We start from the raw sequence: 25,474 nt of genomic DNA, 5'->3' as shown, positions 1-25,474 counted from the left end.
AATCGACCGCCGCCGATGTGCTCAAGCTCAAGCCGGATGGCGTGATGCTGTCCAACGGCCCCGGCGATCCCGAGCCCTGCAGTTACGCCATCGCCGCGACGCGCGAATTCCTTGCGATGAAGCTGCCGACGTTCGGCATCTGCCTCGGCCACCAGATTCTCGGCCTCGCGGCCGGAGCGAAAACCCTGAAGATGAAGTTCGGCCATCACGGCGCCAATCACCCGGTGCAGGATCTTGAAACCAGCCGCGTGCTGATCACCAGCCAGAACCACGGTTTCGCGGTCGACGAAGCCACGCTGCCGGCCAATGCGGTGGTCACGCATCGCTCGCTGTTCGACGGCTCGAACCAGGGCCTGCGCCTGACCGACGCCCCGGCCTTCAGTTTTCAGGGACATCCGGAGGCCAGCCCCGGACCGCATGACGTCAGCTACCTGTTCGATCGCTTCGTCACCCTGATCGATGCTTCGAAGGAGAGTGCCCGTGGCTAAGCGCACCGACCTGAAGTCCATCCTGATCATTGGCGCCGGCCCGATCGTCATCGGCCAGGCCTGCGAGTTCGATTACTCCGGCGCTCAGGCCTGCAAGGCGCTGCGTGCCGAGGGTTATCGAGTCGTCCTGGTCAATTCGAACCCGGCGACGATCATGACCGACCCGGAAATGGCCGATGCGACTTATATCGAACCGATCCGCTGGCAGACCGTCGCCGCGATCATCGAAAAGGAGCGCCCGGATGCGGTGCTGCCGACGATGGGCGGCCAGACCGCGCTGAATTGCGCGCTGGATCTGGCCCGCGAAGGCATCCTGGAAAAATTCAACTGCGAACTGATCGGCGCCAACGCGCATGCGATCGACCTCGCCGAAGATCGCCAGAAATTCCGTGACGCGATGACCGAGATCGGTCTCGGTTCGGCGCGCTCGGGTGTCGCCCACTCGATGCAGGAAGCGAAATACATCCAGGAGCAGGTCGGCTATCCGGTGGTGATCCGCCCCAGCTTCACGCTCGGCGGCTCCGGTGGCGGCATCGCCTACAACGTGCAGGAGTTCGAGGAGATCGTGCTGCGCGGTCTCGACCTGTCGCCGACCACGGAAGTGCTGATCGAAGAATCCCTGCTCGGCTGGAAGGAGTACGAGATGGAAGTGGTCCGGGATCGTCTGGACAACTGCATCATCGTCTGCTCGATCGAGAATCTCGATCCGATGGGCGTGCACACCGGTGACTCGATCACCGTGGCGCCGGCCCAGACCTTGACCGACAAGGAATACCAGATCATGCGCAACGCGAGCATCGCGGTGCTGCGCAAGATCGGCGTCGATACCGGCGGCTCGAACGTGCAGTTCGCGATCAATCCCGAAGATGGCCGGATGATCGTCATCGAGATGAATCCGCGCGTGTCGCGTTCGTCGGCACTCGCTTCGAAAGCGACCGGTTTCCCGATCGCCAAGATCGCCGCCAAGCTGGCTGTCGGCTACACCCTGGACGAGCTGCGCAACGAGATCACTGGCGGCGTGACGCCGGCTTCGTTCGAGCCTTCGATCGACTATGTCGTCGTCAAGATTCCGCGCTTCACCTTCGAGAAATTCCCGACCGCCGACTCGCGCCTGACCACGCAGATGAAGTCGGTCGGCGAAGTGATGGCGATCGGCCGCAACTTCCAGGAATCGCTGCAGAAAGCATTGCGTGGCCTGGAAGTCGGTTCCGATGGCTTCGATCCGGTCGTCGCCCCAGAAAGCGGCAGGTTCTCGGAAGCGAACCTGACCAAGATCCGCGAAGAGCTGGCGACGCCACGAGCCGGCCGCATCTGGTACGTCGGCGACGCCTTCCGCGCCGGCATGAGCATCGCCGACGTGTTCCGCTATTCGAAGATCGATCCCTGGTTCCTCGAGCAGATCGAGGAGCTGATCCAGACCGAAAGCGAAATCGCTGCCGAATCGATCAGCAAGATCAGCAAGGACAATCTGCGCCGCTACAAGCGCCTCGGTTTCGCCGATCGCCGCATCGCGACCCTGCTCGGTGTGAAGGCCGCATCGGTGCGTGCCCGTCGTCACAAGCTCGGCATCCGGCCGGTCTACAAGCGGGTAGACACCTGCGCGGCCGAGTTCCCGTCGTCGACCGCCTACCTGTATTCCAGCTATGACGAGGAATGCGAGGCCGCGGTCACGGACGCCAAGAAGATCATCGTCCTTGGCGGCGGCCCGAACCGTATCGGTCAGGGCATCGAGTTCGATTACTGCTGCGTGCATGCCGCGATGGCGCTGCGCGAAGACGGTTACGAAACGATCATGATCAATTGCAATCCGGAGACCGTGTCGACTGACTACGACACCTCGGATCGCCTGTACTTCGAACCGCTGACCTTCGAAGACGTGATGGAGATCATCGAGCTCGAGAAGCCACTCGGCGTGATCGTGCAGTTCGGCGGCCAGACGCCACTGAAGCTGGCGCGAGCGCTGGAAGCCGCTGGCGCGCCGATCATCGGTACCAGCCCGGACTCGATTGACCTCGCCGAAGACCGCGAGCGTTTCCAGAAGCTGGTCGACGAGCTGAAGTTGAAGCAGCCGCCGAATGGCGTGGCGACTTCGCTGAAGGCGGCGCTCGCCGTCGCCCAGAAGGTCGGCTATCCGCTGGTCGTCCGTCCGAGCTATGTGCTCGGCGGCCGGGCGATGGAAATCGTTCACGACGACGCCGACCTGCAGCGCTACATGACCGAAGCGGTCAAGGTGTCGAACGATTCGCCGGTGCTGCTTGATCGATTCCTCGAGAACGCGATCGAAGTCGATGTCGATGCACTGGCTGACAGCGAAGGCAACGTCGTGATCGGCGGCATCATGGAGCACATCGAACAGGCTGGCGTGCATTCGGGCGACTCGGCCTGCTCGCTGCCGGCTTACACGCTGAGCCAGAAGGTGCAGGACGACATCCGCGACCAGATGTTCAAGCTGGCGCGGGCGCTGAAGGTCTGCGGCCTGATGAACGCGCAGTTCGCGCTGCAGGGCGATACGGTCTATCTGCTGGAAGTGAATCCGCGTGCTTCACGCACCAGCCCGTTCGTGTCCAAGGCCATCGGCCGGCCGCTGGCCAAGATCGCGGCGCGCTGCATGGCCGGGCAGTCGCTGCCCAGCCAGGGTATCCACAAGGAAATCGTGCCGCCGTATTTTTCGGTCAAGGAATCGGTGTTTCCGTTCGCGAAGTTCCCGGGTGTCGATCCTCTGCTCGGCCCGGAAATGCGCTCGACCGGCGAAGTGATGGGCGCCGGTGTGCATTTCGGCGAGGCCTTCAACAAGGCCTTGCTCGCCGCCGGCATGACCTTGCCTTCGGGAGGCACGGCCTTTGTGTCGGTGCGCGAGGCGGACAAGGCGAAGGCCGTCGATCTGGCCCGTCTGCTGGTGGCCAAGGGCTTCAAAGTCGTGGCCACTGAAGGCACGGCGAATGCCATCACCGCGGCCGGATTGCTTTGCGAACGGGTCAACAAGGTCAAGGAAGGCCGCCCGCATTGCGTGGACATGATCAAGAATGGCGAGATCCAGTTCATCGCTAACACCACCGAGGGCAAGAAGTCGGTCGAGGAATCGCATTCGATCCGCGCCGCGGCCATCGCCCAGAAGCTGTGCTATTTCACGACCATCGCTGGCGCCCATGCGGCGGCGATCGCGATGGATCATCTCGATCACGTCGACGTCAACCGTCTCCAGGACCTCCATAAGCAAATCACTGCATGAGCACCAAGACCCCGATGACTCTGCGCGGCGCCGAGGCGCTGCGCGAAGAATTGCGTTACCGCAAGAGCGAACTGCGCCCGAAGATCATCGCGTCGGTCGAGGAAGCCCGTGCTCACGGTGACTTGAAGGAAAACGCCGAATATCACGCCGCCCGAGAGCAGCATGGCTTCAATGAAGGCCGCATCGGCGAGATGGAAGCGAAGCTGTCGAATGCCCAGATCATCGACCCGGCCGGGCTGCCGAAGACTGGCAAGGTGATGTTCAGCACGACCGTCGAGCTGGTCGATGCCGATTCCGGCGAGGAATTGCGCTATCAGATCGTCGGTGAAGATGAGGCCGACATCAAGAACGGCCTGATCTCGGTGAATTCGCCAATCGCCCGGGCCTTGATCGGCAAGACCGAAGGCGATGTCGCCCAGGTTCAAACGCCTCGCGGCATCCGCGAGCTGGAAGTCGTCAAAGTCAGTTACCTCTGAGACCGTATTGAGCAAACCGCGCAGCAAGAGCAGCACCCAATGGCTCGCCGAGCACGAGGCGGACCCCTATGTGCAGCTGGCGCGCAAGGAAGGCTACCGTTCGCGGGCGGTCTACAAGCTCAAGGAAATCCAGGAACGCGACAAGATTCTGAAGACCGGCATGACGGTCGTCGACCTGGGCGCTGCGCCTGGCGGCTGGAGTCAGTTCGCGCGTCCGCAGATTGGTAAAAACGGACGGGTGGTAGCGCTCGATATCCTGCCGATGAATCAGCTCAAGGACGTCGAGTTCATTCTCGGCGACTTCCGGGAAGACTCGGTGCTGCAGGCGATCGAAGCGGCGGTGCCGGCAGGTTCGGCTGATCTTGTGTTGTCCGACATGGCCCCCAACATCTCTGGCATCGACGTTGCAGATCAAGCTGCGTCGATCTACCTGTGCGAACTGGCGCTGGATTTTGCGGTCCAGCGTCTCAAGCCAGGTGGAGCTTTTCTGGTGAAGCTGTTCCAGGGGCCGGGGTCCGAGGCGTATCTGAAGCTGGTGCGAACGAAATTTCGCACCGTGCAAATCCGAAAACCCAAGGCATCGCGGGCCAGAAGTCCCGAGGTTTACGTGCTGGCGCGCAATCATCGCGTCGTGTAGTGTCAAAACGAATTACGGATTCAAGAATCCCGAGGATTATCCGTTGAACGATCTCGCCAAGAATCTGCTGCTCTGGTTGGTCATCCTGGTTGTTCTGGTGCTTTCGTTCCAGAGCTTTTCTTCGCGCAATGGCGCGCAGCCGAAACTGGCTTATTCGGACTTCCTCGAACAGGTCAAATCCGGCCAGGTCGATAGCGCCGAGATCGAAAGCCAGAACATTCGCGGCAAGCTGAAGAGCGGCCAGACCTTCACGGCGATCAGCCCGGAAACGGACAATCGCGCGATGATCGGCATCCTGCTCGACCACAACGTCAAGTTCGACGGTGCGGTGAAGCCGGAAACGCCGCTGGTGATGCAAATCCTGTTCAGCTTCGGTCCGATCCTGCTGCTGATCGGCGTCTGGATCTACTTCATGCGCCAGATGCAGTCCGGCGGTGGCGGCGGTCGCGGTGCGATGAGCTTCGGAAAATCGCGCGCCCGCATGCTCAATGCCGATCAGGTCAAGATCACTTTCAACGATGTTGCCGGTGTCGAGGAAGCGAAGGCGGAAGTTTCCGAACTGGTCGACTTCCTGAAGGATCCGGGCAAGTTCCAGAAGCTCGGCGGCAAGATTCCGCGCGGTGTGCTGATGGTGGGCTCGCCGGGTACCGGCAAGACCCTGCTCGCCAAGGCGATCGCCGGTGAAGCCGGTGTGCCGTTCTTCACCATCTCCGGTTCGGATTTCGTCGAGATGTTCGTCGGTGTCGGTGCCAGCCGTGTTCGCGACATGTTCGAGCAGGGCAAGAAGCACGCTCCCTGCATCATCTTCATCGATGAAATCGACGCGGTTGGCCGTCATCGCGGTGCTGGTCTCGGTGGTGGTCATGACGAGCGCGAGCAGACGCTGAATCAGTTGCTGGTCGAGATGGACGGCTTCGAAGGTAACGAAGGCGTGATCATCATCGCCGCGACCAACCGCCCGGACGTGCTCGACCCGGCGCTGCTGCGCCCGGGCCGTTTCGATCGTCAGGTGGTCGTGCCGCTGCCGGATGTCCGTGGCCGCGAGCAGATCGTCAAGGTTCATCTGCGTGCGCTGCCGCTGGCCGATGACGTGAAGCCGGAAATCATCGCCCGTGCGACGCCTGGTTTTTCGGGTGCCGATCTGGCCAATCTGGTCAACGAAGCTGCGCTGTTCGCCGCACGCGGCAATAAGCGTTTGGTCGGTCAGGACGATTTCGACCGTGCTCGCGACAAAATCATCATGGGCGCCGAGCGCCGCTCGATGGTCATGAGCGAGGATGAAAAGCGCAATACGGCTTATCACGAAGCCGGCCACGCGATCGTCGGTCTGAACGTCCCGGAACATGATCCGATCTACAAGGTGACGATCATTCCGCGCGGCCGCGCCTTGGGTGTGACCATGTTCCTGCCGGAAGAGGATCGTCATTCGCGCTCGAAGCAGAGCTTGAACAGCCTGATCTGCATGATGTTCGGAGGTCGTGTTGCCGAAGAACTGACCTTGGGGCCCGATGGCGTCACCACCGGCGCATCGAACGACATCGAGCGTGCGACCAACCTGGCGCGCAACATGGTCACCAAGTGGGGTCTGTCGGACAAGCTTGGTCCGCTGGCCTACAGCGAAGATGAAGGCGAAGTGTTCTTGGGCCGCAGCGTCACGCAGCACAAGAACATGTCCGACGACACGGCGAACGCGATTGATCGCGAAATTCGCGAAGTCATCGATACCAATTACGCGCGTGCCAAACAGATTCTGGTCGACAACTTCGACAAGCTGCATGCAATGGCTGATGCACTGATGAAGTACGAAACGATCGACAGCGATCAGATCGCGCGGATCATGCAGGGCAAGGATCCGGGCGCGCCGGGTTCGTGGACTGATGGCACGCGGGTGCCGCCGGTGGGTAACAAGCCGAACGGGCCGTCAGCAGTTCCGCCGACTGTCACGCCGACACCTGCCAGCCAGAACTGAAGCTGCTGCAGTAGTTTCCGGGGCCGGTTCATACCGGCCCTTTTCATTTGGCGAGCTGGAACCGATCGTGATTCTCGAACTGCCGCGTGGACGACGACTGGATCTGTCCTCGCCTGTGGTCATGGGCGTTCTGAACCTCACCCCGGATTCATTCTCCGATGGCGGCCGCCATGTCGGGATCGATGCCGCGCTGGCCGCTGCGCATCGAATGCTCGATGAAGGCGCCGCGATCATCGACATCGGTGGCGAATCGACTCGACCGGGTGCCGATCCAGTATCGGTAGGCGAGGAATGCGATCGCGTCCTGCCGCTGATCGAGCGCCTGTGCAGCGAACGGGACTGCATCGTGTCGATCGACACGATGAAGCCGGAGGTGATGCGGGCGGCTTGTCGCGCGGGGGCTGCGATCATCAATGACGTCAAGGCTTTGCAGGCGCCCGGGGCCATCGAAGTGGCCGCTGCCGAGCAGGCTGCTGTCTGCCTGATGCACATGCGGGGCGAGCCTCGAACGATGCAACTGGCACCTGCCTACGGGGCCGTGGTCGATGAGGTGGGCGCGTTCTTCGAATCGCGGATCGCGACATGTCTGGCGCAAGGCATTCCGGCTTCGCGGCTGCTGATCGATCCGGGCTTCGGTTTCGGCAAGACGCTCGCGCATAACCTTGAGCTTCTGGCGCAGTTGCCCAGCTTTCAGGCGCTGCGTTTGCCGATCCTGGTTGGGATGTCACGCAAGGGCATGCTTGGCCAGATCACAGGGCGAGCAGTGGTCGATCGAACAGCGGCAGGACTGGCGGCCGCGACGCTCGCGGTCTGGAATGGAGCAAGCATCGTCCGTACGCACGATGTCGCGGCAACGGTTGACGCCGTGAAAGTGGCTGGCGCAGTACGACGCGCGGTGCAAGCGGTGTCGGCCCCGTCATAATGTCGGGATGAGTCGACAATATTTTGGAACGGACGGCATTCGAGGGCGCGTGGGTCAGGCGCCGATGACCCCGGAGTTCGCCTTGAAGCTGGGTTGGGCAGCAGGCTGCGTGCTGGCGAAAACGCCGGGCGCCCGGGTGCTGGTCGGCAAGGACACGCGGCGTTCGGGCTATCTGTTCGAATCGGCACTGGAAGCGGGTCTGGCTGCGGCCGGCGTTGAAACCTATCTGCTCGGGCCGCTGCCGACCCCGGCAGTCGCCTACCTGACTCGCGCACTCCGAGCTCAGGCGGGGGTTGTTATCTCGGCTTCGCACAATCTGCATTTCGACAATGGCGTGAAGTTCTTCTCCGGTGAAGGAGACAAGCTCAGCGATCAGCTCGAAGAGGAAATCGAGTCCTATCTGGAGCGGGATATCGTCTGCGTGCCGCCCGAATCAATGGGACGGGCGCGACGGATCGATGACGCGCAAGGCCGGTACATCGAGTTCTGCAAGGGTACTTTCGCCGGCGATTCGCTGCGCGGCCTGAAGCTGGTTGTCGATTGCGCCCATGGCGCGGCTTATCGGGTTGCACCGGCAGTGTTTGCCGAGCTCGGCGCGCAGGTGGTGTCGATCGGCGTCAGCCCGAACGGCCTCAATATCAACGAGGACTGTGGCTCCACACATCTGGAAGCATTGAAGGCAGCTGTTGCTCACCATCGTGCCGACATCGGCATTGCCCTCGATGGTGATGGTGATCGTTGCCTGATGGTCCGGGCCGATGGCCAATCGGTCGATGGTGACGAGATCCTGTACGTGCTGGCGCGTCAACGTCAGCTGTCAGGCAGCTTGCGTGGACCGGTGATCGGTACCCTGATGAGCAATTACGGCCTTGAGCGCGCCTTCGCTGGACATGGCATCGCCTTCGAACGTGCTGCCGTCGGTGACCGTTACGTGCTCGAACGCCTGCGTGCCACTGGCGGCATCATCGGCGGCGAAACCTCGGGGCACACGATCTGTCTCGATCGGGCCCGCACCGGTGACGGCATCATCACCGCGCTCCAGATACTGGAAGCGATGCAGATCCAAGGCTTGTCGCTTGCCGAACTGGTGCAAGGCATGGCCAAGTTGCCACAGGTGTTGCTGAATGTGCCGGTGACCGGCAAGGCCAAGCCGCTGTTGGATCATGCGCTGGTGCAGGCAGCGGCAACCGAGGTCGAACAATGGCTGGCAGGGCGAGGGCGCTTGCTGCTGCGGGCGTCCGGTACCGAGCCGGTGTTGCGGGTCATGGTGGAAGCCAATGATCCCGACGATGCAAACAAGGCGGCAGAACGCCTGGCGACGGCAGTGCGGCAGGCTGCGGCCTTGTCGGCTGCTTGACGCAAAATTGAATGACTCAATCCACTAACAAGAGCGGAGGACCTATGTCGCGCGGATATCTGGTGGCGGGCAACTGGAAGATGAACGGATCATCGGCGTCGAATGCCGCACTGGTCGAAGGTTTGCTGCGAGGCATCGCCGAATGTCCGGCGATCGATGTACTTGTCTGCCCACCGGCTTTGTATCTGGATGCGGTCAGGCGACATATCGGTGCTGCGCCGATTGCGGTTGGCGGCCAGAACCTCAGCGATGAGTCTGAGCTTGGCGCCTACACCGGCGAACTTCACGCATCGATGCTGAACGATGTGGGCTGCAGCCACGTGCTGGTCGGCCACTCCGAGCGCCGAACGCTTTACGGCGAAAACGATGCCTGCGTGGCACGCAAGTTCGTCGTGGCGCAGGCGGGCGGCCTGATCCCGGTGCTGTGCATCGGCGAAACGCTCGCTGAACGCGAAGCTGATCAGACCGAAGTCGTGTTGAAGCGTCAGCTGGATGCTGTCATTGCCGCTGCCGGAATCGGTGCATTCATCAATGCGGTGGTTGCTTACGAACCGGTTTGGGCCATTGGTACCGGCCGTACGGCCAGCGTCGAGCAGGCTCAGGCGGCGCACGCATTTATCCGTGGCGTCATCGCGGCTAACGATGCTAAAATCGCAAATTCGGTTCGCCTGCTTTACGGCGGCAGCGTCAAAGCTGACAACGCAGCGTCTCTGTTCTCCTGTGAGGACGTGGACGGTGGTCTGATTGGCGGCGCGTCGCTGAAAGCCCCGGAATTCCTCGCGATCTGCGCGTCGGCCCAGATATTGGCCGCATCGCTCGACGCCTGACATCAACAACGATCGGGTTTCATGTACACAATTCTGGTAGTGCTACACGTGCTGGTGTCCATTGCACTGATCGGCCTCGTGCTGATCCAGCACGGCAAGGGTGCCGACGCGGGTGCTGCGTTCGGCAGTGGTGCTTCGGGCACCGTATTCGGCTCACGCGGTTCGGCCAATTTTCTGACCCGGATCACCGCTTGGCTGGCTGGCGCGTTCTTCCTGCTCAGTCTGGCGCTGGCTTACGTCGTGCACGGCAAGAGTGCGAGCAGCAGCGTGGTCGATCAGGCCCCGGCTGCGGTTGTCTCCGAGCCCGTTGTTCCGGCAGTGCCTGCAGAAGGTGGTGCTGTTCCGGCCCCAACTCCTGCACCGGAAGTCCCCGTACCAAGTCCGGCAGCACCCGTGGCACCGACAGGAAATGATTCTGCTCCGGGCTCGCAAAAGCCAGCGGTTCCACAGTAAAATAGTCGACGCGCTTGGTGCTGATGAATTTTTCTTTCAGCAGCGGCGCTAGAAGTAGAAGTAGAAATCCTGAAGGCCGACGTGGCGGAATTGGTAGACGCACTACCTTGAGGTGGTAGCGGCGAAAGTCGTGGGAGTTCGAGTCTCCCCGTCGGCACCATGGATATGCAGTAGGGATAAGCGGGTTTATCGTTATCCAGAAGTTGAAAATGTGTTTGCTTAAGAGTGTGTTGCTGGTTATACTAGTCAACTGAAGACGGTGCGGGGTGGAGCAGTCTGGCAGCTCGTCGGGCTCATAACCCGAAGGTCGTAGGTTCGAATCCTGCCCCCGCTACCAATTCAGGTTTTACGCTGCATTCGGGCCCCGTGTGGGCCTTTTTTATTGGTTTTTTGAATTTGAGAGGACTGTCCACTGGGCGGTTCAGACGAGGAAGCTGGGTGCTGCGAGATCGCTTGATCCAACTGCTGGAGCCGGTGGTGAATGCCATCGGTTACGAGCTGGTGCTGCTGGAATACAGTCCGCGCGACAGCTCCGGCATGTTGCGGCTGTTCATCGATTCGCCCGATGGCATCGGTCTGGATGACTGCGAGAAAGTGAGTCGCGAAGTGGCGGCGACGCTCGATGTCGAAGATGTCATCACTCAGGCCTATCGTCTCGAGATCTCGTCACCGGGTCTTGATCGTCCGCTGGTGACGCCTGAACACTACAGGCGTTTCCAGGGTGAAGTAGCAAGAATCCAGACGTTGGCCCCGATCGCCGGACGCCGCCGCTTCCAGGGCGTGCTGCTGGGCGCGACCGACGACGAAGTCTCGATTGAAACTGCAGAAGGCGTCGTCACATTGCCGCTGGCCGATATCGACAAGGCCAAGCTGGTCCCGAATTTTGACAAGGAGAAGACAGGTTCATGAACAAGAACGTATTGCTCATGGTGGATGTCGTCTCCAATGAAAAAGGCGTCGAGAAAGAAATCATCTTTCAGGCGCTTGAAGCGGCTCTGGCTTCCGCAAGCAAGGAACATTACGGCTCGGAATGGGATATCCGCGTCACCATCGACCGCGACACCGGCGATTACGAGACCTGGCGCCGCTGGACGATCGTCGATGACGAAGACGCCAATTTCGAGACGCCGCTGCGGCAGATCCTGCTGGCGCGTGCGCAGGAAACCCAGCCCGAGGCGATTCCCGGCGATGTGCGCGAAGAACCGCTGCCGTCGATCGAGTTCGGTCGCATCGGCGCGCAGAAGGCCAAGCAGGTCATTTTCCAGCGCGTGCGCGATGCTGAGCGGGCGCGCATCGTCGATGCCTATGCTGATCGTGTCGGCGAATTGATGACCGGTCTGGTCAAGCGCATCGAGCGCGGCGCGATCATCGTCGACCTGGGTGGCACCACCGAAGCGATCATTCCGCGCGATCAGGTGATTCCGCGCGAGCCGGTTCGTCCTGGCGATCGCATTCGCGGCTATCTTTATGAAGTGAGCCCGCAGATGCGCGGCCCGCAGCTGTTCCTGAGCCGCACGGCACCGAAGTTCTTGATCGAGCTGTTCAAGCTCGAAGTGCCGGAAATCGCCCAGGGATTGATCGAGATCAAGGGCGCTGCCCGCGACTCGGGCCTGCGCGCCAAGATTGCCGTTCAGGCCAAGGACAAGCGTATCGACCCGGTCGGCGCCTGCGTCGGCATGCGCGGTTCGCGCGTGCAGAGTGTGTCGAACGAACTGGCGGGCGAGCGCATCGATATCGTGCCCTGGGACGACAACATCGCCCAGTTCGTCATCAATGCGATGGCGCCGGCAGAAGTGGAATCGATCATCGTCGATGAAGATTCCCATGCCATGTCGATCGCCGTGGCTGAAGACAAGCTTGCGCAGGCGATCGGTCGTGGTGGACAGAACGTCCGTCTCGCGTCCGAACTGACCGGCTGGACTCTGAACGTGATGACGGCTGCCGAAGCCGAGTCGAAGAAGGAACAGGAAAATCAGACCGTCCAGGCTCTCTTCATGGAAGCCCTGGAAGTCGATGCCGAAGTCGCCTTGATCCTCGTGCAGGAAGGTTTCGCTTCGCTCGAAGAAATTGCTTATGTGCCGGACGAAGAATTGCTCGACATCGAAGAGTTCGACGAGCAGATCGTCGAAGAACTTCGCAATCGCGCCAAGGATGTGCTGCTGACCCGAGCACTGGCCAAGGCCGAACAAGCTGCTTCGGTGCAGCCCGCAGAAGATTTGCTCGCCGTGCCGGGAGTCGATGAGGAACTTGCGTATCGCCTGGCGGCTGCCGGTGTGGTGACGCGGGACGACCTTGCCGATCTTGCGACCGACGAGCTGACAGAAAAAGTGCCGATGGACGAAGACGTCGCGGCCCGGTTGATCATGACCGCCCGTGGCCTTGAGTCACAGAAGGCCTGACCCCCTCCGGAGCGCGCCGATGAGCAGCCTTACCGTGTTGGACCTCGCCGCCGAGCTGCGCAAGCCGGTTCCTGAAATGTTGACTCAGCTCAGGGACGCCGGTGTGGCGGTGGCAAGTGCAGATTCTCCGATCAGCCCCGCCGACAAGGTGGCGTTGTTGCAGCATCTGCACAAGATTTCCCGTACTGCGACCACCTTGGGGACATCCACGTCTCCGGGGGCCGACAGTCGCATTTCGATCAAGCGCAAGGAAACCACCGAGTTGAAGCTCGGCGGTGGCCGCGGCGCGCCGACCAAGACGGTCAGCATCGAAGTGCGCAAGCGTCGCACCTACCTCAAGAGTGACGAGGTCGAGGCGACAGAGCCTGTTGCCGCACCAGTCGCAGCCGTTGTTGCTCAGCCGGTTCCGGCAGCGCCGATTGCAACGCCTGCCGAGACCGTGCCGGTCGTTGTAGCGGTCGAAGCGATCGATGCTCCGCAGCCGGTCGTGGCAGAGACGACGGCCGACGAAGCAGCCCTTGCAAAGGCGGCTGCCGATGAAACGGCGCGTCTGGCTGCCGAGGCGGAGGCAGCGCGGGTGCTGGCAGCGAACGAAGAGGCCGAACGCGTCAAGGCAGCGGAAGCCGAGCGCATGCGCACGGATCCGATCTATCGCGCCCGGATGGATGCTGAATCCTCGCGCCGCCGCGCGGCCGAAAATCTGCGCCGTGCCACCGAAGTCAAGATCATTCCGACCCCGGCCCCGACGCCACCTGCAGCTGCCGCGAAGAAGCCGGATCGCGACAAGGATCGTGCGGGTGGTGATCGCGGTCGCAACGAATTGCATCTGGCGGCCGGCAAGGGCGGCAAGCGCGACAAGAAGACCAAGCGCAAGCCAAGCGGCCAGATTCATGTCGATAACGCCCATACCTTCGAACGCCCGACGGCGCCGGTGGTGCGTGAAGTCGAAGTGCCGGAAGCAATCACCGTTGCCGAATTGGCCAACCGCATGGCCATCAAGGCCACGGAACTGATCAAGGTGATGATGAAGAATGGCCTGATGGCGACGATCAACCAGATCATCGATCAGGACACCGCGGCGCTGATGGTCGAGGAAATGGGTCACAAGATCCGCCTCGTCAAGGACAGCGACCATGAAGATGGCCTGATGACGGCTGCGACCGGCGAAGTGCAGGAATCGACTGCGCTGCCGCGTCCGCCGGTGGTCACCATCATGGGTCACGTCGATCACGGCAAGACCTCCTTGCTCGACTACATCCGCAAGACGCGCGTGGCTGCGGGCGAAGCCGGCGGTATCACTCAGCACATCGGCGCCTACCACGTGCAGACGAAGAAGGGTGTCATCACCTTCCTCGATACGCCGGGTCACGCTGCCTTTACCCGCATGCGTGCCCGCGGCGCCCAGTTGACCGACATCGTCATCCTGATCGTGGCTGGCGACGACGGCGTGATGCCGCAGACCAAGGAAGCGATCCAGCACGCGAAGGCGGCTGGCGCGCCGGTCATCGTCGCGATCACCAAGATCGACAAGCCGGACGCCGACATCGCTCGCGTCAAGACTGATTTGCTGAAAGAAGAACTGGTCGCCGAAGATTTCGGCGGCGAAGTTCAGGTGGTTGGCGTGTCTTCGGTGACCGGCGCCGGTATCGATGAACTGCTCGACGCGATCCTGTTGCAGGCCGAAGTGCTGGAACTGAAGGCGCCGGTCGACACCATGGCGCGCGGCACGATCGTTGAAGCGTCGATCGAGAAGGGACGTGGTCCGGTTGCGACCGTGCTGGTCCGTTCGGGCACGCTGCGGCAGGGCGATGTGATCATTTCCGGCTCGCATTACGGCCGCGTTCGCGCCATGTTCAACGAGGCTGGCGCGCTGGTGAAGGAAGTCGGTCCGTCGATTCCGGTCGCGGTGCTTGGCTTGTCCGGCCCGCCGGATTCCGGTGATGACATCGTTGTCGTGGCCGATGAACGCAAGGCCCGTGAACTGACGATCCTGCGCGAATCGAAGCAGCGCGAAGCGAAGCTGGCGTCGAATCAGGCAGTGCGCATGGATCAGGTCTTCGCTCGCATGGGCGATGGTTCAGCCGAGCAGAAGTCGCTGAATCTGATGATCAAGGCCGACGTGCAGGGTTCTGCCGAAGCGCTGTCCGAATCGCTCAAGAAGTTGCCGAGTGCCGAGGTCAAGGTCACGGTGGTATCGAGCTCGATCGGCGGCATCAGCGAGTCGGATGTCGATCTGGCATTGGCTTCGCGCGCCATCATCATCGGCTTCAATGTCCGTGCCGATAGCGTTGCCCGTCGTCGTATTCAGGACACCGGCCTCGACGTTCGCTATTACTCGATCATCTACGACGTGCTGGATGACGTCTCCGATGCCATCGGCGGTTTGCTGGGTACCGAGACGCGCGAGCAGATTGTCGGCACCGCGCAGGTTCGCGACGTGTTCCGTTCGTCGAAGTTCGGCGCCATCGCCGGTTGCCTGGTCATGGACGGCGAAGTCCGCCGCGGCCTGCCGATTCGCGTGCTGCGCAACAATGTCGTCATCTATGAAGGCGAACTGGAATCCCTGCGTCGCCACAAGGACGATGTTGCCAAGGTCATCGTCGGCACGGAGTGCGGTATCGGCGTGAAGAACTACAACGACGTCAAGGCGGGCGATCAGATCGAGTGCTTCGACCGCGTTCAGGTCAAGCGCACCGTGAAGGCCGAGGCTTAATCCCGAGTGCCGAGAGAGTATTCCCGCACGTTGCGGATCAATTCCCAGCTCCAGCGCGAGCTGTCGGAATTGATCCGCGACGAGTTGACTGACCCGCGCATCGGCAAATTGACGGTGACCGATGTGGTGGTGGCTGCCGATGTTCGCAATGCCAAGGTATCGATCAGCCAGCTGGGCACCGACGATGAACTGAAGCAGGCGGTCAAGGCCCTGAACGGTGCGGCTGGTCGCTTGCGACATTTGCTGGTCGATCGCATGCGCATCCGCCATGTGCCGACGCTGCACTTCACCGCCGACATGGCTTTGCGTGAAGCAGATCGTGTCGGTGGTCTGATCCGGGAAGCCATCGCCAACGACCAGGCCAGCAGCGAAGCCGCTGATTCCAAGGTTGATCTCAAGGTGGCTGATGATGAGCCGCCGGCATCGTGAACGGGCGCTGATCGACGGCTTCCTGCTGCTCGACAAGCCGGCCGGTGTCAGCTCCAACAACGTGCTTCAGCAGGTTCGTCGGCTTTACGACGCCGAGAAGGCAGGGCATACCGGCAGCCTCGATCCGTTTGCGACCGGGCTGTTGCCGATCTGCTTCGGCCAGGCGACCAAGCTCGGTGGCTTCCTGCTTGAATCCGACAAGCGCTATCAGGCGCAGGTGCTGCTCGGCACCCAGACGTCCACCGGTGATCCGGAAGGCGAGGTGATCGCGACGTCCGATGCGTCGCAGATCACGCGCAGTGACATCGAAGCGGTGCTTCCGCAGTTGCTCGGCGAGATCGAGCAGATTCCGCCGATGTACTCGGCGATCAAGCGTGGCGGCCGGCATCTTTATGAACTCGCCCGCGAAGGTGTCGAGATCGATCGCGAGCCGCGCCGCGTCACCATTCATGAACTGAAACTGCTTGATTTCGAGCCGGGTGGCTTTTCGTTCGAGGTGTTCTGCTCGAAAGGCACTTACATCCGCACGCTGGCCGAGGATTGGGCGCATCTGCTCGGTCAGCGCGCCTATCTGACTGGTTTGCGTCGCCTGGAAACGGGACCGTTCCGCAAGGTCAGCATGGTGACGATGCCCGATCTCCACGCCTGCAATTTCCAGATGGATCGTCTCAACGCGCTGCTGCTGCCGCTGGCTGCTGCGCTGGGCGACAGACCTCGGCTCGATGTTGACGCCTTCGATGCCGCGAGACTGCGTCGCGGTCTCGAATGCGGGCCGTACCCGGCGGCGCTACCCGGGGACGTGATCGTCTACGGTCCGGAAGGCTTGGCGAGCAGCATCGCCAAGGTCGATCGGAATCGGCGAGTCTCGTCGAAACGCTGGATTGGTCCGGAGCCGTCCGAGGAAATCCTGGCCTCGACCTTCGCACCGCGCCGTCATTGACCGTCGCGGTTGTGACCCGTGGTCACGGCCGTTACAATAGCTGGTTTACAGAACCGTAAAATCATTTTTTGGAGTTGATGATGTCCCTTTCCGTTGAGCAGAAATCCGCCGTCGTGTCCAAGTTTGCCCGCGCCAAGGGTGATACCGGTTCGCCTGAAGTGCAGGTTGCCTTGATCACCGAGCGGCTGAAGTCGCTGCAGGGGCATTTCGAAGCGAACAAGAAGGATCACCATTCCCGCCGCGGTCTGACCATGATGGTCAACCAGCGCCGCACGCTTCTGGACTATCTGAAGCGTGAAGACGAAGGCCGTTACTCCAAGCTGATCGCCGAACTCGGTCTGCGTCGCTAAAAAGCGCCGCGGTTCTCGCTGTTCCTTCTCCGAGTTCGACAGAGTCCAACATGGTCTATCCCGTAGCGCCCATCAAGAAATCATTCCAGTACGGTGCCCACACCGTCACCCTCGAAACCGGTGCCATCGCCCGTCAGGCGACCGCAGCGGTCATCGTTACCGTCGACCAGACCGTGGTCATGGTCACCGTGGTGGCGAAGAAGGATGCCAAGGAAGGTCAGGACTTCTTCCCGCTGACCGTCGATTACATGGAGCGCACCTACGCGGGTGGCCGTATTCCGGGTGGTTTCTTCAAGCGTGAAGGCCGTCCGACCGAGAAGGAAACGCTGACCTCGCGTCTGATCGATCGTCCGCTGCGTCCGCTGTTCCCGGAAGGCTATTACAACGAGATTCAGGTCGTTGCGATGGTGATGTCGTCGAATCCGCAGATCGATGGCGATATCCCGGCACTGATTGGCGCGTCCTGCGCCATGTCGCTGGCCGGCGTCCCGTTCCAGGGCCCGATCGGTGCGGCGCGCGTTGGTTACATCGACGGCGCCTACGTGCTGAACCCGACGCACAAGCAGCTCGAAGACTCGAAGCTTGATCTGGTTGTGGCGGGCACCGCCGCGGCCGTGCTGATGGTCGAATCCGAAGCGCAGCAGCTCTCCGAAGAAGTGATGCTCGGCGCCGTGCTGTTCGGTCACGAGCAGATGCAGGCCGCGATCACCGCGATCAACGAACTGGTCGCCGAATGCGGCAAGCCAAAGTCCGAGTGGAAGCCGGCTGTTGCCAACGCCGATCTGACCGGCGCGCTGGCCGCCTACACCGGCGACGTCACCACCGCCTACGCGATCACCGACAAGAAGGCCCGTCAGGACGCCGTTCGCGCTGTCCGTGATTCGGCTGTTGCCGCGCTCGCCTCAGGTGATGCGCCGAAGTTCGAAGCCGCCAAGGTCAAGGGCGCGTTCGGCGATCTGGAATACGCCGTGGTTCGTGATCGCATCCTGTCGGGTGCGCCGCGCATCGACGGCCGCGACAACGCGACCGTGCGCCGTCTCGACATGGGGGTCGGCATCCTGCCGCGCACCCATGGTTCGGCCGTGTTCACCCGTGGCGAAACCCAGGTCATCGGCGTGGTCACGCTTGGTACCGGCAAGGACTCGCAGCTGATCGAGAACCTGCAGGGCGAGTCGCGCGACCAGTTCATGCTGCACTACAACTTTCCTCCGTACTGCGTTGGCGAAACCGGCCGCCTGAACGCGCCGAAGCGCCGCGAAATCGGCCACGGCCGTCTGGCCAAGCGCGGCGTTGCTGCCGTGATGCCGGACCTGGTCAAGGATTTCCCGTACGTCGTTAGAGTGGTCGCCGAAGTCACCGAATCGAACGGTTCGTCGTCGATGGCCTCGGCTTGCGCCGCCAGCCTCGCGCTGATGGACGCGGGCGTGCCGATCAAGGCGCCGGTTGCCGGTGTCGCGATGGGTCTGATCAAGGAAGGCGAGCGCTGGGCCGTGCTGACCGACATCCTCGGCGACGAAGATCATCTCGGCGACATGGACTTCAAGGTCATCGGCACCACTGCCGGTGTGACCGCGCTGCAGATGGACATCAAGATCACCGGCATCACCGGCGAGATCATGAAGCAGGCGCTGGAACAGGCCCGCGCCGGTCGTCAGCACATCCTGGAGTCGATGACCGCGACGATCGCCAAGCCGCGTTCGGAAATGTCCGAGTTCGCGCCGCGCATCACCACGATCAAGATCCATCCGGACAAGATCCGCGACATCATCGGCAAGGGCGGTGTCACCATCCGTTCGATCACCGAAGAGACCGGCACCTCGATCGACATCGACGACGACGGCACCATCCGTATCGCCGCGATCGATGGCGATGCCGCGAAGGCCGCAATCGCGCGCATCGAAGCGCTGACCCGCGAAGTGCAGGTTGGCGAAGTCTACGAAGGCAAGGTCGCCAAGCTGATGGATTTCGGCGCCTTCGTGACCATCCTGCCGGGCAAGGACGGCCTCGTGCACATCTCGCAGATCTCCGAAAAGCGTGTCGAGAACGTCTCCGAAGAACTGAGCGAAGGTCAGACCGTGCGCGTCAAGGTTCTCGAAATCGACAAGCAGGGCCGCATCCGTCTGTCGATGAAGGCCGTCGACGTCGCTTAAAGCGGATTGCTGATCAAAGCCGACGCGTGCCGAGCACGCGTCGGCTTTTTTGTGCCCGGAGGTTAGCCGCACGAAAATGACAGACAAAAAAAGCCCCCTGAAGCAGGGGGCAAGGTGCGAGAAAGGCGCTAGGCCTTTCTGGAGGAGACATTCACAGCGCAGGTAATACTTGAATTTGGGTGCGCCGTCTTGTTACTTGATCGTTGTTGCAGTGCACTATAAATTTTTGATTGCGTCTTGTCAAATTAGATCAAGATCATTAAGTATACTTAAATCATACAGTTAACGATGATGTTCAATAATTTGACGGATGCGTCAAAAATTTCCGCCTAATTCCCGGAATGATTCAGCGGGACTGCTGATTAATCACCAAGTTCCGTGCCACCTTTCCTGACGACCTTGGCGCGCGTGAGGTTCTTCAGGAACTCCTTGCGAACCGTGCGCCAGATCGGCACCTGGCGCTCTGCCAGATCCTTGAGGCGCTGCACCGGCTGCTGAGCTTGGCCGAGCAGTTCCTTCAATTGCTCGCTGAAATTGGTCTGCTGCTGCAGGAACAGCTGCAGCGACATTTCCAGATAGCGGCTGATGCTGGGCTGCATCGGGTCGCCGTAGAAACGGATGATGTGGGTCAGCAGTTCCGAGCTGAAGATCGGATTGCCGCCTTCTTCCTGCTCAGAAATCACCTGCAGCAAGATGCTGCGCGTGATGTCGTCCTTGCTGCGCTTGTCCTCGACCCGAAACTTGACGTTGCTCAAGACCAGTTGCCGCACTTCCTCGAGCGTGATGTAGCGACTGACATTGGTGTCGTACAGGCGACGATTCGGATATTTCTTGATGACGCGAATATCGTTCATGCGGTTCACTATGTTGCGGTGCGCCAAGAATGCCAGACTATGCCGCATAGCACCATGAAGTCCCTGTGGTGCTGATGACCGGTTCAGGCGGGCAGGTCGAGGCGTCTTGGAATCAGCGCCGGGTTCCAGTTTCGGACCGCCAGACGCAGGATTTCGTCGATTCTTCCGTGCCAGTCCGCGGCGAAGGCGCTCTGGCCGAGCAGGGTCAGCGCCCGGATCAGGTTCTGTGCTGCGTTCTTCGAAGCGATCGGCAGCGCATGGTTCTGCTTGCTGAGCTTGAGCCCGCTGCTATCGAGCAGCACCGGCACGTGCAGGTAGGCAGGAATCGGGATCTCGAAATGGCGCAGCAGATACTGCTGCCGCAGGCTCGATCCGATCAGGTCAGCGCCGCGAACCAGGGCGCTGATGCCCTGCTCACGTTCATCGATCACCGAAGCAAGCTGGTAGCCGATCAGGCCATCGGCGCGGCGGATCATGAAATCGCCAATATCCCGCTGCAGGTCTCGGCCGATCGTGCCGTGCAGGCGATCGTCCAGCGAAATCAAACCGTCCGGCATCCGGACGCGCCAGCTTCCGGAGCCGTGATGACCCGCACGCGAGCAGATTCCCGCGTAGACCGGCCCATCGATTCCCGAATGCGAGGTTTCGGCAAGCCGGGCGCGCGTGCAGGTACAGAGATAGCAAAGGCCGTCGGCGCGCAGCTGGTCGAAGGCCGCTTCGTACTCGGCCGTGTGCCGGGATTGATAGCGAACTGCTTCGTCCCAGCGCAGCCCATGCGCTTCCAGCTGGCGCAGGATCGTGTCGGCGTGTTCGGGGCGGCAGCGTGGCGCATCGAGATCATCGATCCGGATCAGCCAACGACCGCCAGCGTGCCGCGCATCCAGGTAACTGGCGAGCGCGGTGCTCAGCGAACCGAGATGCAGCGGCCCCGATGGCGTCGGGGCGAAGCGTCCGCGATAAGGGCGTTGCTCCGCCGCGCTGATGGAATCAAGCATGTCCCGACGCCCCCCGGCAACGATCAGGAATGGCCCGAGCAAAATTCATGCGCGGTAGCCGCCTCAGTGACCGCATCGGCTGCCCCTGATTGCGTGTCAGATCACAATCCGAAGTCCGCCTCAATGACCCTGGAAGCCCTGCCACATCGCCGGCGGCAGTTGCACGGTGTCGGCGAAGGTCGGCGCCCAGCCCGGGGCACGGTGCTCGGCGACCACATGGGTGTAGATGCCGCCACGCACGTACCAGTCGGCCGTAACGCGCATGAAGCGGGGCTGGGTCACGGCGACCAGATCGTCGAGGATCTTGTTGGTCACGGCTTCGTGGAACGCGCCTTCATCGCGGTAGCTCCACAGATACAGTTTCAGCGATTTCAGTTCGACGCATAGCGCCTCGGGAATGTATTCGAGGTACAACGTCCCGAAATCCGGCTGGCCGGTTTTCGGGCATAGGCAGGTGAATTCCGGCATCCGCATGCGGATCACGAAGTCTCGGCCCGGGTTCGGGTTGGGGAAATTTTCCAGCGCTTTCGAAGGCTTGGTCGACATTGTTGAAGATGGGGTAGGAAGCTGAGGCGGCTATTGTCGCAAATGACACCCTTGGTAAACGGTCGTCGAACTGCAAAATGGCCGTCATCCCTTAAACTGTCGGTTATTCGCGGCGGGCTCAGCTCCGTCCAGCCCCCTGCAAACCCCACCATACATGCGTCTATCCGGAATCAAACTCGCCGGGTTCAAGTCCTTTGTCGACCCGACCAGCCTGCCGCTGCCATCCAGGTTGACCTCGGTCGTCGGGCCGAACGGCTGCGGCAAATCGAACCTGATCGATGCCGTGCGCTGGGTGCTGGGCGAAGCCAGCATCAAGAACCTGCGCGGTGCCGACTCCGAGGACGTGATCTTCAACGGTTCGCGTTCGCGCAAGCCGGCCGGCCGGGCGAGCGTCGAACTGACCTTCGACAACAGCGACTTCCAGGTCACCGGCCCGTTCGCCGCTTACGCCGAACTGGCGGTCAAGCGCGAACTGACTCGCGATGGCGGCAGCCAGTATTACCTCAACGGCAGCAAGTGCCTGAAGCGCGACGTCACTGATCTGTTCCTCGGTACCGGCCTCGGCGGCAAGAACCAGTACGCGATCATCGAGCAGGGCATGGTGTCGCGGATGGTCGAGGCCAAGCCCGAGGAATTGCGCCAGTTGCTCGAAGAAGCGGCCGGCATCTCCAAGTACAAGGAGCGCCGTCGGGAAACCGAGTCGCGGATCAAGCAGACGCGGGAAAACCTGAGCCGACTCAACGATCTGCAGGGCGAACTTCGCGCTCGCATCGAAGTGCTGGCGAAACAGGCTGCGAACGCCGAAAAGTACAAGCAATACAAGGACGAGGAGCGTCGTCTCAAAGCCGAGGTGCTGCTGCTGAGGCTGCGCGCGCTCGAAGCCCAGGCCTCGGCGCAGGAAGCGTCGATTGCCAGCCTTGACGAGGCCCTGGAAGTCGCCCGCGCGGCCGTGGTGTCGGCTGAGGAAGCACGCGACGCCGCCGACACGCGCCTGCGTGAAGCTGGCAACCTGCTCAATGCCGAGCAGGCGCAGGTCTACGAGGCCGAAAGCGGGCTGGCTCGCCACGAGCAGAATCTCGCGCATGCCCGCGAGCTGAAGAATCTCCGGGTTCGTGAACTCGAACAGCTCGAAGGCCAGTTGTTCGAGCTGACCCGCCGCCGCGATCAGGAACAGCTGCGTCATCAATCGCTGACCCAGGCCGCCACCGCCGCTCAAGCCCGCGCCGAGGAAGCCGAAGCGCGCGAAGCCCAGCAGCAGGAATTGCTGGCCGGCGCGGAATCGCGCGTTTCCGAAGAACAGAGCCGCTGGGAATCGTTCTCGCAGCGTTCGCAGGCGCCGATGCTCGCCGCGGAAGGCGAGCGAGTCCGCGTGCAGAGCCAGGAACGGGCGCTGGTGCAGACCGAGGAACGCCTGCGTCGAATGACCGGCGAGCGCGGCGCACTCGATGGCACGCCGATCCGCGATTCCCTGGCCGAAGTCGATATCGAACTCGCCGAGCTGGAAGACGAACTGAGCGAAGCGCAGGCCCGCTTGCAGACCGCCGATGCCGAATTGCAGGCCGCGCGCGAGCAGCGCACCACGGTCGAAACCGGCCTGCACGAAGCGCGGCAGGCGCTGCAAAGCGCGCGTGGCCGCCAGGCCTCGCTGGAAACCCTGCAGCAGGCGGCCTTGCGCGAGGACGACGCCGATCTCGGTCACTGGCTGCGCAGCAACGGCTGGGCGAACCTGCCGCGTCTGAACGCGGCATTGCAGGTCGACACCGGCTGGGAAGCAGCCGTTGAACATGTGCTGAGCGGCTTGCTGCAGGCGCCGCTGCTGCCGGAATGGCAGGGGCAGCGGGTGCCAGCCGGCCCGAAATCCGGTGCGACCTTGCTGCATGCCGAGGCTGGTTTTCCTGGAACGGACGGCACACTGGCCGCGCGCGTCAGCGGCCCTGCTGCAGTCATCGACTGGCTGTCCGGCATTCGCGCGGCATCGTCGATCGAGGAAGCCGAGCGGATCGCGGCAAGCTTAAGCGCAGGCGAATCGGTGATCACCGCCGATGGCGTCTGGCGCGGCCGTGCCTGGGTTCGTTATCCCAAGCTCGATCCGCAGCACAGCGGCGTCATCGCCCGCGGCCTGCTACTGAAACAACTCAAGGCTTCGGTCGAAGAACTGACCGGCACCGTGCGCACCGGCGAGCAGCAGCTCACGGAGATGAACACTCGCCGCGTGCAGCTCGACAACGAGCGCCGCGGTGTCGCGGCAAGGCTCGATCAGACGCGCAGCCGTCACGGTCAGCGTCTGGCGCATCGGCAGGCACAGGCGGTGCGGCTGGAGCAGACCGAAAGCCGCATTCGTCAACTGTCGCAGGAACTCGAACTGCTCAGCGCCCAGCGCGAGCAGCAGGCCGAGGAACTGGCCGAAGCGCGTGCCCGACTCGGTGATCTCGAAGACACCGCCGAGCAGTTGCGCAACGAGCGCGCCGAGCGCAGCCGCGTGCTTGCCGCATCTCGCGACGCGCTGACTCAGGCGCGCGCCGCCGTGCAGCAGGCGTCGGTGCAGCGGGGCCAGGCGCAAGTTCATCTGGCCGGCCAGAACAGTGCGCTTGCTGCGGTCAATCAATCGCTGCATTCGCTGGCCGAACAGCGTGAAGCGCTCGAACAGGCGCTGAGCTCGCGGCGTGTCGCCGGCGAAGAACTCGATGCGCCGATCGTCGCCAAGACCGCCGAAGTCGAAGCCTCTCGCGCCGCCGTCGGCGAAGCACGCAATCGTCTGCGTATTGCCCGCGATGCATTGACTGCCGCCGAAACCCTGCAGGCGGAAAACCTGCGGGCACTGCGCGCTGCCGAAGCGCGCAAGGAAGCCGCACAGGAACGTCTGCAGAACGCGCGTCTGGAGTTCGAGAACCTGCGCGCCCGTCGCGAAGTGGCGGAAGGCCAGTTCGCGGAAAGTGGCTTCAGTCGCGAAGAACTGGCCGAAGACCTGATTCCGGATGCCAACGGCAATCTGCCGCTGGAACTCTGGGAAGAAAAGCTGGGCGCGATCGGCCGGCGTATCGACCGTCTCGGTGCGATCAATCTGGCGGCGATCCAGGAGCTGGAAGAGGGCCGCGAGCGTGAGGCCTACATCAGCACCCAGCACGCCGATGTCAGCGATGCGCTGGCGACGCTGGAAGACGCGATGGCCCAGCTCGATCGCGAAACGACCGATCGTTTCAAGACCACGTTCGATCAGGTCAACGAGATCTTCAAGGCGCGCTTCCCGCAGCTGTTCGGCGGCGGCGAGGCCTATTTGGAACTGACCGGCGATGCACCGGATGGCGAAACCGCGACGGTGCTGAACCGTGGCGTGAAAGTCATGGCGCGGCCACCGGGCAAGCGCAATTCGACGATTCAGCTGCTGTCAGGCGGCGAAAAGGCGATGACCGCGGTGGCCTTGCTGCTGGCGCTGTTCCAGCTCAACCCGGCGCCGTTCTGCCTGATGGACGAAGTCGATGCGCCGCTCGACGACGCCAACGTCGGCCGCTTCTGCGAAGTGGTGCGGGAAATGTCGCAGGGCGTTCAATTCATTATCATTACCCACAACAAAATCACGATGGAGCTGGCCGAGCACCTTCATGGCGTGACGATGCAGGAACCGGGCGTGTCGCGCCTGGTCAGCGTCGATGTGCAGCAGGCCGTGGCATTGGCCGGCACGCCGGAAGAAGCAGCGGAAGCACCGGCCGTTTGAGGCTCGGTGCGGGGTCAGCGGCCGTTGA

At 62.1% G+C, this 25,474-nt stretch carries 19 protein-coding genes, 2 tRNA genes and 1 pseudogene; 19 read left to right on the top strand and 3 right to left on the bottom strand.

Features of this window, described 5'->3' with window-relative positions; all coding sequences use genetic code 11:
* The 18 genes and pseudogenes from Q0D45_RS02665 to pnp all read left to right on the top strand — a co-directional run.
* Positions 1 to 488 (top strand): annotated as a pseudogene (locus Q0D45_RS02665) (gamma-glutamyl-gamma-aminobutyrate hydrolase family protein); the annotation flags it as partial.
* Positions 481 to 3,717: a carbamoyl-phosphate synthase large subunit gene (gene carB / locus Q0D45_RS02660; protein ID WP_293388114.1), complete on the top strand. Its 3,237-nt coding sequence runs from the start codon at positions 481 to 483 to the stop codon at positions 3,715 to 3,717. The pseudogene Q0D45_RS02665 and the gene carB, both read left to right, overlap by 8 nt.
* A complete protein-coding gene (gene greA, locus Q0D45_RS02655; RefSeq protein WP_293388111.1) occupies positions 3,714 to 4,193 on the top strand; it encodes a transcription elongation factor GreA in 480 nt (159 codons plus the stop codon). The genes carB and greA overlap by 4 nt, the downstream gene beginning before the upstream one ends.
* Positions 4,194 to 4,200: 7 nt before the next feature.
* Complete coding sequence (gene rlmE / locus Q0D45_RS02650; RefSeq protein WP_022975574.1) at positions 4,201 to 4,830, top strand: 23S rRNA (uridine(2552)-2'-O)-methyltransferase RlmE; 630 nt, start codon at positions 4,201 to 4,203, stop codon at positions 4,828 to 4,830.
* Between the two features lie 43 nt (positions 4,831 to 4,873).
* Positions 4,874 to 6,799: an ATP-dependent zinc metalloprotease FtsH gene (gene ftsH, locus Q0D45_RS02645; protein WP_293388106.1), complete on the top strand. Its 1,926-nt coding sequence runs from the start codon at positions 4,874 to 4,876 to the stop codon at positions 6,797 to 6,799.
* A 67-nt stretch (positions 6,800 to 6,866) separates the two neighbouring features.
* Complete coding sequence (gene folP, locus Q0D45_RS02640) at positions 6,867 to 7,721, top strand: dihydropteroate synthase (protein WP_293388104.1); 855 nt, start codon at positions 6,867 to 6,869, stop codon at positions 7,719 to 7,721.
* Positions 7,722 to 7,728: 7 nt separating this feature from the next.
* The gene (glmM, locus tag Q0D45_RS02635) at positions 7,729 to 9,078 is read left to right on the top strand and encodes a phosphoglucosamine mutase (protein WP_293388101.1); all 1,350 of its coding nucleotides are present in this window, start codon (positions 7,729 to 7,731) and stop codon (positions 9,076 to 9,078) included.
* A gap of 44 nt (positions 9,079 to 9,122) precedes the next feature.
* Entirely contained in the window at positions 9,123 to 9,905 is a 783-nt protein-coding gene (gene tpiA / locus Q0D45_RS02630; protein ID WP_293388099.1) for a triose-phosphate isomerase, read from the top strand.
* A 21-nt stretch (positions 9,906 to 9,926) separates the two neighbouring features.
* The gene (gene secG, locus Q0D45_RS02625) at positions 9,927 to 10,358 is read left to right on the top strand and encodes a preprotein translocase subunit SecG (RefSeq protein ID WP_293388096.1); all 432 of its coding nucleotides are present in this window, start codon (positions 9,927 to 9,929) and stop codon (positions 10,356 to 10,358) included.
* A 75-nt stretch (positions 10,359 to 10,433) separates the two neighbouring features.
* Positions 10,434 to 10,518 (top strand) — tRNA-Leu (locus Q0D45_RS02620).
* Between the two features lie 100 nt (positions 10,519 to 10,618).
* Positions 10,619 to 10,695 (top strand) — tRNA-Met (locus tag Q0D45_RS02615).
* 116 nt (positions 10,696 to 10,811) lie between these two features.
* Complete coding sequence (rimP, locus tag Q0D45_RS02610) at positions 10,812 to 11,267, top strand: ribosome maturation factor RimP (protein ID WP_293388093.1); 456 nt, start codon at positions 10,812 to 10,814, stop codon at positions 11,265 to 11,267.
* Positions 11,264 to 12,757 carry a transcription termination factor NusA gene (gene nusA, locus Q0D45_RS02605; protein WP_293388090.1) on the top strand — a complete coding sequence of 498 codons (1,494 nt, stop codon included), beginning with the start codon at positions 11,264 to 11,266 and terminating at the stop codon, positions 12,755 to 12,757. The genes rimP and nusA overlap by 4 nt, the downstream gene beginning before the upstream one ends.
* Before the next feature lie 19 nt (positions 12,758 to 12,776).
* Positions 12,777 to 15,470, top strand: coding sequence for a translation initiation factor IF-2 (gene infB, locus Q0D45_RS02600; RefSeq protein WP_293388088.1), 2,694 nt, complete (start codon positions 12,777 to 12,779; stop codon positions 15,468 to 15,470).
* A 30-nt stretch (positions 15,471 to 15,500) separates the two neighbouring features.
* Complete coding sequence (gene rbfA / locus Q0D45_RS02595) at positions 15,501 to 15,899, top strand: 30S ribosome-binding factor RbfA (RefSeq protein ID WP_293388085.1); 399 nt, start codon at positions 15,501 to 15,503, stop codon at positions 15,897 to 15,899.
* Positions 15,880 to 16,839 carry a tRNA pseudouridine(55) synthase TruB gene (gene truB, locus Q0D45_RS02590; RefSeq protein WP_293388082.1) on the top strand — a complete coding sequence of 320 codons (960 nt, stop codon included), beginning with the start codon at positions 15,880 to 15,882 and terminating at the stop codon, positions 16,837 to 16,839. The genes rbfA and truB overlap by 20 nt, the downstream gene beginning before the upstream one ends.
* 80 nt (positions 16,840 to 16,919) lie before the next feature.
* Positions 16,920 to 17,189, top strand: coding sequence for a 30S ribosomal protein S15 (rpsO, locus tag Q0D45_RS02585; protein WP_028475122.1), 270 nt, complete (start codon positions 16,920 to 16,922; stop codon positions 17,187 to 17,189).
* Between the two features lie 50 nt (positions 17,190 to 17,239).
* A complete protein-coding gene (pnp, locus tag Q0D45_RS02580; RefSeq protein WP_293388076.1) occupies positions 17,240 to 19,339 on the top strand; it encodes a polyribonucleotide nucleotidyltransferase in 2,100 nt (699 codons plus the stop codon).
* Positions 19,340 to 19,701: 362 nt separating this feature from the next.
* Here the strand turns inward: pnp and phaR are convergent, their stop codons facing one another.
* The 3 genes from phaR to queF form a co-directional block, all read right to left on the bottom strand.
* Positions 19,702 to 20,193: a polyhydroxyalkanoate synthesis repressor PhaR gene (phaR, locus tag Q0D45_RS02575; RefSeq protein ID WP_293388073.1), complete on the bottom strand. Its 492-nt coding sequence runs from the start codon at positions 20,191 to 20,193 to the stop codon at positions 19,702 to 19,704.
* Between the two features lie 83 nt (positions 20,194 to 20,276).
* On the bottom strand, positions 20,277 to 21,188 hold the full coding sequence (gluQRS, locus tag Q0D45_RS02570; RefSeq protein WP_293388070.1) for a tRNA glutamyl-Q(34) synthetase GluQRS: 912 nt from the start codon (positions 21,186 to 21,188) through the stop codon (positions 20,277 to 20,279).
* Positions 21,189 to 21,308: 120 nt separating this feature from the next.
* Complete coding sequence (queF, locus tag Q0D45_RS02565; RefSeq protein ID WP_293388067.1) at positions 21,309 to 21,734, bottom strand: preQ(1) synthase; 426 nt, start codon at positions 21,732 to 21,734, stop codon at positions 21,309 to 21,311.
* Between the two features lie 154 nt (positions 21,735 to 21,888).
* Here queF and smc point away from each other — a divergent pair, with 154 nt between their 5' ends.
* A complete protein-coding gene (smc, locus tag Q0D45_RS02560) occupies positions 21,889 to 25,446 on the top strand; it encodes a chromosome segregation protein SMC (RefSeq protein WP_293388065.1) in 3,558 nt (1,185 codons plus the stop codon).
* Positions 25,447 to 25,474 lie beyond the last annotated feature (28 nt).

Source organism: Nevskia sp., from assembly GCF_023266035.1.
Taxonomy (GTDB): Bacteria; Pseudomonadota; Gammaproteobacteria; order Nevskiales; family Nevskiaceae; genus Nevskia.
This window is presented reverse-complemented; position numbering and strand designations above follow the sequence as displayed.